The organism is Candidatus Sodalis sp. SoCistrobi, from assembly GCF_900143145.1.
GTDB lineage: Bacteria > Pseudomonadota > Gammaproteobacteria > Enterobacterales > Enterobacteriaceae > SoCistrobi.
This window is the reverse complement of sequence record NZ_FRDB01000126.1, coordinates 1-8,672: the sequence shown is the minus strand read 5'-3', so window position 1 is coordinate 8,672 and position 8,672 is coordinate 1. Positions and strand designations below refer to the sequence as shown.

Genomic DNA, 8,672 nt, shown 5'->3' with positions numbered 1-8,672 from the left:
TGCTCATGCTGAGTTTCCAGCACTAGATTAACTGCCCGTTCACGGACTTCCGGAGAGTAACGTTTGGTCGTTGTCATAGAGACCTCCACTTTTAAAGTATAGACTCTAATTTATCCGGGGTGATTCACTATTCAGGATGCCAGTGGCAACACGGTGAAAACCGTAAACCTCGGCAGCCAGACCGCCGGCGCGCACGCATATAGCTGGGACGGCACCGACGATGCCGGCACCGCGGTGGCTGAAGGCTCCTACAGCTTTACCGTCAGTAGCAGCAGCACCACCGCGACGGCGCTGAAATACGCCGAAGTGTATGGCGTCAGTAATAGCAACGGCACCACGCAGCTGAATCTCGGCCTATCGGGGAATGTCACCCTCGATAAGATCAAACAAATTATTTAACGACTAATCACAGCGCGCAGGGCATGCCGCGGCCACTCCCACAGGAGAGTATCAATGAGTTTTTCACAGGCGGTCAGCGGGTTAAACGCCGCATCAAGCAATCTGGACGTCATTGGCAACAACATCGCCAACGCCGAAACCAACGGCTTCAAAGCCGGCTCGGTCTCGTTTGCTGATGTGTTTTCCAGCTCGAAGGTCGGGCTGGGGGTGAAGGTGGCCTCGGTGACCCAAAACTTTAATGATGGCACGGTGAGCTCCACCGACAATGGCCTCGACGTCGCCATTTCCAACAATGGCTTTTTCCGCCTGGTCGACGGCAGCGGCGCCGTGTATTACTCACGCAACGGCGAATTTTCCCTTAACGCGGATCGCCAGTTGGTCAACAGCAGCGGCTACGTGGTCACGGGCTATGCCGCCAGCGGCAACCCTGCCACCATCCAGCAGGGGGCCGACCCGGTGGCGCTAACCATTCCCAGTCAAGGGCTGTCCGCCAGTGCGACCACCACCGGCTCGATGGTGATGAGCCTGACCTCCAGCGCGACGTCCGTTGGCACGGCCACTTTTGATCCCGACGATAGCAGCACCTACAGTTTTTCCCAGCCGTTGACCACCTATGACAGCTTGGGCAACCCGCACAACGTGAGCCTGTATTTCGCCAAAACCGACGATAACACCTGGCAAGTCTACAGCGTGGACAACAGCGACGGCGACGGTACCGTTAACAACGTCGGCACGCTCAATTTTGACACCAACGGCCAGTTGACCGGCACCGATACGTTTTCCATTAATATGGCCGCGCTGAACGGCGCGCCGGCGCAGACCTTTAATCTCTCCTTTGACGGCACCCGGCAGCAATATGCCAGCAGCAGTAGCGTCAGCAGCCAGACCCAAGACGGCTACAGCGCCGGCGATCTCACCAGTTACACCATTAATGACGATGGAACCATTTCCGGTACTTACTCCAACGGCAAAACCCAGCTGCTGGGCCAGATTGTGCTGGCGAATTTTGCCAACCCGCAGGGGCTTCAATCCGACGGCAACAACCTGTGGTCCGCCACCGCCGCCTCGGGTCAGGCCATTGTCGGCACCGCCGGTAGCGGGACGTTCGGCACCTTGACCAGCGGTGCGCTGGAGACCTCCAACGTCAACCTCAGTCAGGAACTGGTGAACATGATCGTCGCCCAGCGTGATTACCAATCCAACGCGCAAACCATCAAAACCCAAGACGCGATTTTGCAAACGCTGGTCAGCCTGCGCTAACCGTAACGGAACAACCCTATGGATCACGCTATTTACACCGCCATGGGCGCGGCCGCGGCGTCGTTGGATCAGCAGGCGGTGATTGCCAACAATCTCGCCAATGCGTCTACCACGGGTTTCCGCGCACAGCTGTCTGCCGCGCGCGCGGTGCCGGTGGAGGGGGAATCCCTGCCGACCCGCACCCTGAGCGTAGCCTCGACGCCGGGCGCGCTAATGACGCCCGGGCCAATTCAGACCACCGACCGTCCGCTGGATGTTGCGCTCGGCGGCGACGGATTTTTGGCGGTGCAACTGCCCGATGGTCAGGAAGCCTATACCCGCAACGGCAATATTCAGCAGGATGCCGATGGGCAGCTGACGGTGCAGGGTTATCCGCTCATGGGGCAAAACGGCCCGCTGGTGGTGCCGACGCAGGCGTCCCTCACTATCGGCGATGACGGCACCGTGTCGGCGTTGGGCGATGGCGATGCGTTGAACACCGTGGGGCCGGTAGGGCAACTGAAACGGGTAACCGCCGATACCGGCGCGCTGGTGCGCGGCGATGACGGCCTGTTTCATCAGTACGACGACGGCCAGGGCGCACAGGCGCCGTTGCCGAACGATAATGCCGTCCGCGTCATGTCCGGCGTGTTGGAAGGCAGCAACGTCAATACGGCTGAAACCCTGGTGGACATGATTGGCACCGCCCGTCGTTTTGAAATGCAAATGAAGGTGATTGCCAGCGTGGATCAGAACGCCCAGCAGGCCAACCAGCTTTTGTCCCTTAGCTAACTTCAGGAGAGTCAACGGATGATCCGTTCTCTGTGGATTGCCAAAACGGGACTGGATGCCCAGCAGACCAACATGGATGTGATATCGAACAACCTGGCCAACGTCAGCACCAACGGCTTTAAGCGCCAGCGCGCGGTGTTCGAGGATTTACTGTATCAAACCGTCCGCCAGCCGGGGGCGCAATCGTCGGAGCAGACCACGCTGCCCTCGGGGCTGCAATTGGGCACCGGGGTGCGTACCGTCAGCACCGAGCGGCTGCACAGCCAGGGCAACCTGGAGCAAACCGACAATAGCAAAGATGTGGCCATTAACGGCAAGGGTTTTTTTCAGGTGCAAATGCCGGACGGCTTCACTGCCTACACCCGCGATGGCTCGTTTCAGGTCGATCAAAACGGCCAGATGGTGACCTCCAGCGGCTACCCGATTCAACCGGCTATCACCATTCCCGACAATGCCCTGACCGTCACCATTGCCCGCGACGGCGTGGTGAGCGTGACGGTGCAGGGGCAGGCCAACGCCACGCAGGTGGGGCAGCTGACGCTGAGCAACTTTATTAACGAGGCGGGGCTGCAAAGTCTGGGGGAGAACCTGTACCAGGAGACCGACAGTTCAGGCGCGCCCAATTAGTCCACTCCCGGGCAAAACGGCGCGGGATTGCTCAGCCAGGGCTACGTGGAAACCTCGAACGTCAACGTGGCGGAAGAGCTGGTGGATATGATCCAGGTGCAGCGCGCTTACGAAATCAACAGCAAAGCGGTCAGCACCTCCGACGCCATGCTGCAGAAATTGACGCAACTTTAACATGATGAACGTCTACGGCGCGGGCTTACCCTGCGCCGCCGGATCGGGCAGGCCCGGCGCGCGCCGGCTGTCCGGCGGCGGACGTTTGCAGCGGGACACCCCATTGGTAATGGCATTGCGAATACCCTTAGCGTTCGGCCGTAGGCCCGCGCCGCTCAATTATCTGGCCGGCGCGGGTGCGTTGTGCCTGGCGGGCTGCGCGTATCTGCCCCACAAAGATCTGGTGGCAGGGCCTACCTCCGCCCAGCCGGCCCCGGCGTCGATGCCGGTAGCGAATGGGTCGATTTTTCAGGGTGTCCAGCCGATGAATTACGGCTATCAACCCTTGTTTGAGGATCGGCGGCCGCGCAATGTGGGCGACATCCTGACGATTACCTTGCAAGAGAACGTCAGCGCCAGCAAAAGCTCGTCGGCCAACGCGTCGCGCGAGGGTAGCAATACGCTGGAGTTCGCCACGGTGCCGAAAATGCTTAATGGGTTGATCGGTAACCAGAAAGCAGATCTGGATGCGAAAGGCACCAATGATTTTGACGGTAAAGGCGGCGCCTCGGCAAAAAACACCTTTACCGGCACCATGACCGTGACGGTGGCCGAGGTCCTGGCTAACGGCAACCTGAGAGTGGTGGGCGAAAAGCAAATCGCTATCAATCAGGGCACCGAATACATCCGCTTTTCCGGCGTCGTCAACCCGCGCACCATCAACGGCGATAACGCGGTGGCGTCGACGCAGGTGGCGGACGCCCGCATCGAGTACGTGGGTAAAGGGTATATCAACGAAGCACAGGAAATGGGCTGGCTACAGCGCTTTTTCCTGAATGTCCTTCCTTATTAGAGGCCATCATGACCAGGAACCCGCCCGCCGCCGTGGCCTGTTTGCCGCCGCCGCGCTGTGCATTTCGCTGTTGGTGGCGCCCGCCGGCGCCGAACGTCTGCGGGATCTGGTGGATATCCAGGGCGTGCGGGATAACCCGCTGATTGGCTATGGCCTGGTTGTGGGCCTGGACGGCACCGGCGATCAGACCACCCAGACGCCGTTTACCACCCAAAGCCTGAAAAATATGTTATCGCAGTTGGGGATAACCGTGCCGAGCGGTACCAATATGCAACTGAAAAACGTCGCGGCGGTGATGGTGACCGGGAATTATCCGGCGTTTGCCCGCGCCGGCCAGACCATCGATGTGGTGGTATCGTCGATGGGGTCGGCCAAAAGCCTGCGCGGCGGCACGCTGTTGATGACGCCGCTCAAAGGCGCGGACGGTCAGGTCTATGCGCTGGCCCAGGGCAACCTGCTGGTCGGCGGCGCCGGCGGCAGCCGGGTGCAAATCAATCAGCTGTCGGGAGGACGCATAAACAATGGCGCGGTGATTGAGCGGGAATTACCCAGCACCTTCGGCCGCAGTCCGCTGTTATCGTTGCAGCTTAAGACGGAAAACTTCAGTTTGTCCCAGCGCATTAGCGACGCCATTAATCGCTTTAACGGGATGGGAGTCGCCCGGGCGCTGGATGGCCGCACCGTGGAAGTCAGCCTACCGGCCGACAACAGCGCGCAGGTGCGTTTTCTGGCGCAAATCCAGGATATTGACATCGCCGTCGGCCAGATGGATGCGAAGGTCATTATCAATTCGCGTACCGGTTCTGTGGTAATGAACAGAAATGTCACCCTGGATAATTGCGCGGTGGCGCAGGGCAATCTCTCCGTCGTGGTGGACAGCCAACTGAACGTTAGCCAGCCGGACACGCCGTTCACCAACGGCAATACGGTTGTCACGCCGCAGACCCAGATTTCGGTACGGCAAAACGGCGGTTCGCTGCAAAAAGTGGAATCCAGCGCCAGCCTGAATAATGTTATCCGGGCGATGAACGCCCTGGGCGCGACGCCGAACGATCTGATGTCGATCCTGCAAGCGATGAAAAGCGCCGGCTGTCTGCAGGCCGAACTGGAGATTATTTGATGCCGCCGCTGGAGAGTATGGATTTATCCCCCGCTTATGACGCCAACGCGCTGAATAAACTCCATCAGCAGGCGGCGGCCCAGTCACCCCAGGCCCTGAAAGCGGTTGCGAAACAGGTCGAGGGCCTGTTTGTGCAGATGATGCTAAAAAGCATGCGCGATGCGCTGCCGCAGGAAGGGCTGCTGGATAACCACCAAACGCAGCTCTACACCAGCTTGTATGATCAGCAAATAGCCCAGCAGCTCTCCGCCAAAGGGCTGGGGCTGGCGGATATGATGGTGAAGCAATTGAGTCCCGCCCAAGGCGCCGCCGGCGCGCAGGACACGACGTCTGCCGCTCAGGGCGGGTTGCCGTCCATGGCGCCCGGCACCGGTACCTTTATGCCGCCTGCGCTGCTGGGGGAAATGCTGCGGCGCGCGATGCCGCAGCAGGAGGGAGAGTCGCAGGCCGCGGCCCCCGCCGCCACCGGCGGCGGCAGCTTCACCGAGCGGCTGGCCATTCCTGCAATGATTGCCGGCGCCCGCAGCGGTATTTCCCATCATTTGATTTTGGCGCAGGCGGCGCTGGAATCCGGCTGGGGTAAGCGAGAAATCCCTACCGCCGACGGAAAACCGAGCCATAACGTTTTCGGCATTAAAGCCACGCCTGATTGGCAGGGCGCATCGACCACCGTGATGACGACGGAATATGAAAACGGCAGGGCGGTAAAAGTTCCGCAGCGTTTCAAAGTGTACGACTCATATTTGTCAGCCATCGAAGACTATATTTCGCTGCTCACCACCAATCCCCGTTATCGTGAGGTAGTCAACGCCCGGCAACCCGAAGAGGGGGCTTATGCGCTACAGCGCGCCGGCTACGCCACCGATCCCGGCTATGGGGAAAAACTGGTGCAGATAATCGGCCAATTAAAAGATACCGCCCACCGGGCGGTAAAAGCCTATACCCATGATTTAAGCTCGCTGTTTTAATAACGCCCGGCGAATTCTTTTTTATGCGCTCTAAAGTTTTGCCCCTTAGCGCCGTTATTTTTTTAATTGCCGTTATTATTCGCCGGTTTTTTTATTCACCACCCGGAAGAAAGGAAAAGTTATGTCCAGCCCATTATACAGTATCGCTTCTTCCGGATTAAAAGCCGCCCAGATAGCGCTGGCCACGACCTCGAACAATATCAGCAACGCTTACGTCGACGGCTATAATTTGCAGCGCGTGACGTTGAGCGAGGCCCAGCAAAGCGGGGCGCTGGGTAATGGTGTGACCATCACCGGTATCAGCCGCGCCTATGACTCGCTGGTGGTAGGACAGCTACGCGCCGCCTCAACCTCCGCCGCTGCCGCCAGCACCTATTCGGATAACATCAGCCAAATTGATAATCTGCTGTCCGATTCGGATACGGATTTGTCCACCCAGATGAGCACCTTTTTCGCCTCCCTGCAGGCGTTGTCCTCGGCCGCCAGCGATAGCGCGGCGCGCCAGACGGTGATCGGCAGCGGGCAGAATCTGGTCAGCCAGTTCAGCAGTCTGGACAACACGCTGCGTGATATGGACAGCGCCATCGACAGCCAGCTCTCGGCCACCGCCGATCAAATCAACACCTACGCGCAACAGATTGCCAATCTTAATGCCCAGATAGCCCGTCAGGGCACCGGTTCAGAGTCCAATGCGCTGCTCGATCAGCGCGACCAATTGGTCAACTCCCTCAATGAGCTGGTCGGCGTCAATGTGACGGTGCAGGACGACAGCACTCTTAGCCTGACTATCGGTAGCGGGCTGACTCTGGTGCAGGGCAGCAGCGCCTATTCATTAGCGGTGGTACCGTCCGCGGCGGATGCGTCGCAGATGGCCCTCGCCTACGATCGCGGCAATGGCACCCTGAGCGAGATAGACCCCGCCACCCTCTCGGGCGGCAGTCTGGGCGGTATGCTGAGCTTTCGCGACGGTGCGCTGGCTGACGCCCGCAATCAGCTGGGGCAAATTGCGCTGGCGTTCGCCGACAGTTTTAATCAGCAGCATCAGGCCGGGGTGGATCTGAATGGCGATGCCGGCGGCGATTTCTTCACCCTCGGCAGCCCCACGGTCGTTAGTAACACCCGTAATACCGGCAGCGCCGTGCTGAGCGTGGCTTTTAGCGACAGCACGGCGGCTAAAGCCTCTGATTACACGGCCAAATACACCGCCGACGGCTGGCAGATAACCCGCAACAGCGACGGCGCCAGCGTGGCCTATACCACCAGCACCGACGCGGGGGGCGCCACCGTCCTGAGCTTCGAGGGGCTGAGTATGTCGGTGAGCGGCACTCCGAGCGTTAATGACAGCTATCAGTTAAAAACGGTCTCCAACGTTATTCAGGGCCTCAGCGTCGCCATCACCGACCCCGGTCTTATTGCCGCGGGTCAGGCGGACGACGAGAGCGGCGACGGCGATAACCGCAATGCCGAGGCGCTGCTGGCGCTGCAAAACACCAAACTGGTGGGCGGTAGTGCAACCCTGTCGACCGCCTACGCGTCGCTGGTCAGTAAAGTCGGCACCGAGACCAGCAATGCCAAAATCACCGCCACAACGCAGGCCAGCATGGTAAGCCAGCTGACCGAGAAGCAGCAGTCGATTTCCGGGGTCAATCTGGATGAGGAATATGTGGATCTGCAGCGTTATCAGCAGTACTACCAGGCCAATTCCAGGGTCATGACCACCGCCGGAACCATTTTCGATGCCTTATTATCGGCGCTTGGCTAACGCCATCGCTGCGCTTTTGTCATGTCGTAAGGGGACACCACCATGCGCCTGAGCACCAGTATGATTTACCAGCGTAATTTAGACGCTATCAGCGAGTCTTACAGCAAATGGGAAAATACCGGTCAACAATTGGCAACCGGTAAGCGGGTTAATGTACCCTCCGACGATCCCATTGCCGCCTCCCAGGCAGTCAAACTCAGCCAAAGCCAGGCCCTCAACAGCCAATACAGCGCGGCGCGTACCAGCGCCACCAACAGCCTGTCGTCGGAAACCACGGTGCTGGAACAGGTGACCGACGTTATTCAAAGCGCCCAAACGCTGTTGGTGCAGGCGGGGGACGGTACGCTTAGCGATAAGGATCGGCAGTCGCTGGCGACGCAGTTGCAGTCTTATAAAGATCAGTTGCTGAATCTGGCCAATAGTCAGGACGGTAATGGCAACTATCTGTTCGCCGGTTATAAAACCAACAGTGCGCCGTTTGTCGAGGGACTGAATAACCCCGAGTTTATTAGAGAGTAATTTTGGCAATACTACGCCGCTTCCTCTGATGCTAATTGCAAAGCGTAATAGTTCATTTCGGCTTCAGTAGGAGGGATGTAACCCAGCCGCCCGAGCAGCCTTCTGTTGTTGTACCAGTCCACCCAGTCCAGCGTGGCCAACTCCACTTCCGTCCGGTTTTTCCAGCTCCCGCGGTGGATAACCTCCGTTTTGTACAACCCGTTGATACTCTCTGCCATCGCATTATCGTAGGAGTCGCCG

8 protein-coding genes and 2 pseudogenes are annotated in these 8,672 nt (G+C 59.0%); 9 read left to right on the top strand and 1 reads right to left on the bottom strand.

Translation table 11 applies throughout. The features are described 5' to 3' along the window. Positions 1-129: 129 nt before the first annotated feature. The 9 genes and pseudogenes from CINSTRO3249_RS09720 to flgL form a co-directional block, all read left to right on the top strand. On the top strand, positions 130-399 hold the full coding sequence (locus CINSTRO3249_RS09720) for a flagellar hook assembly protein FlgD (protein ID WP_256381662.1): 270 nt from the start codon (positions 130-132) through the stop codon (positions 397-399). Positions 400-453: 54 nt separating this feature from the next. After that, a complete protein-coding gene (gene flgE, locus CINSTRO3249_RS09715) occupies positions 454-1,659 on the top strand; it encodes a flagellar hook protein FlgE (RefSeq protein WP_074013128.1) in 1,206 nt (401 codons plus the stop codon). Between the two features lie 18 nt (positions 1,660-1,677). Then, positions 1,678-2,430, top strand: coding sequence for a flagellar basal body rod protein FlgF (locus CINSTRO3249_RS09710; RefSeq protein WP_074013127.1), 753 nt, complete (start codon positions 1,678-1,680; stop codon positions 2,428-2,430). Between the two features lie 18 nt (positions 2,431-2,448). After that, positions 2,449-3,231, top strand: a pseudogene (gene flgG / locus CINSTRO3249_RS09705) (flagellar basal-body rod protein FlgG). A 109-nt stretch (positions 3,232-3,340) separates the two neighbouring features. Then, positions 3,341-4,063 carry a flagellar basal body L-ring protein FlgH gene (gene flgH / locus CINSTRO3249_RS09700; protein WP_074013131.1) on the top strand — a complete coding sequence of 241 codons (723 nt, stop codon included), beginning with the start codon at positions 3,341-3,343 and terminating at the stop codon, positions 4,061-4,063. Beyond that, positions 4,047-5,183 carry a flagellar basal body P-ring protein FlgI gene (locus tag CINSTRO3249_RS09695; protein ID WP_084790180.1) on the top strand — a complete coding sequence of 379 codons (1,137 nt, stop codon included), beginning with the start codon at positions 4,047-4,049 and terminating at the stop codon, positions 5,181-5,183. The genes flgH and CINSTRO3249_RS09695 overlap by 17 nt, the downstream gene beginning before the upstream one ends. Before the next feature lie 17 nt (positions 5,184-5,200). Continuing rightward, a complete protein-coding gene (gene flgJ, locus CINSTRO3249_RS09690) occupies positions 5,201-6,151 on the top strand; it encodes a flagellar assembly peptidoglycan hydrolase FlgJ (RefSeq protein ID WP_254304340.1) in 951 nt (316 codons plus the stop codon). A 121-nt stretch (positions 6,152-6,272) separates the two neighbouring features. Continuing rightward, complete coding sequence (flgK, locus tag CINSTRO3249_RS09685) at positions 6,273-7,913, top strand: flagellar hook-associated protein FlgK (protein WP_074013125.1); 1,641 nt, start codon at positions 6,273-6,275, stop codon at positions 7,911-7,913. 42 nt (positions 7,914-7,955) lie between these two features. Further along, positions 7,956-8,393, top strand: a pseudogene (flgL, locus tag CINSTRO3249_RS09680) (flagellar hook-associated protein FlgL); the annotation flags it as partial. A gap of 50 nt (positions 8,394-8,443) precedes the next feature. Here flgL and CINSTRO3249_RS09675 read toward each other — a convergent pair. Continuing rightward, a partial coding sequence (locus CINSTRO3249_RS09675; RefSeq protein ID WP_143146879.1) for an integrase core domain-containing protein occupies positions 8,444-8,672 on the bottom strand: 229 nt, incomplete at its 5' end.

What these genes read in the sequence shown, in the direction of transcription:
- flgE (WP_074013128.1), top strand. Translation starts at nt 454, where the DNA reads ATGAGTTTTTCACAGGCGGTCAGCGGGTTAAACGCCGCATCAAGCAAT.
- CINSTRO3249_RS09710 (WP_074013127.1), top strand. Translation starts at nt 1,678, where the DNA reads ATGGATCACGCTATTTACACCGCCATGGGCGCGGCCGCGGCGTCGTTG.
- flgH (WP_074013131.1), top strand. Translation starts at nt 3,341, where the DNA reads ATGGCATTGCGAATACCCTTAGCGTTCGGCCGTAGGCCCGCGCCGCTC.
- CINSTRO3249_RS09695 (WP_084790180.1), top strand. Translation starts at nt 4,047, where the DNA reads ATGTCCTTCCTTATTAGAGGCCATCATGACCAGGAACCCGCCCGCCGC.
- flgJ (WP_254304340.1), top strand. Translation starts at nt 5,201, where the DNA reads ATGGATTTATCCCCCGCTTATGACGCCAACGCGCTGAATAAACTCCAT.
- flgK (WP_074013125.1), top strand. Translation starts at nt 6,273, where the DNA reads ATGTCCAGCCCATTATACAGTATCGCTTCTTCCGGATTAAAAGCCGCC.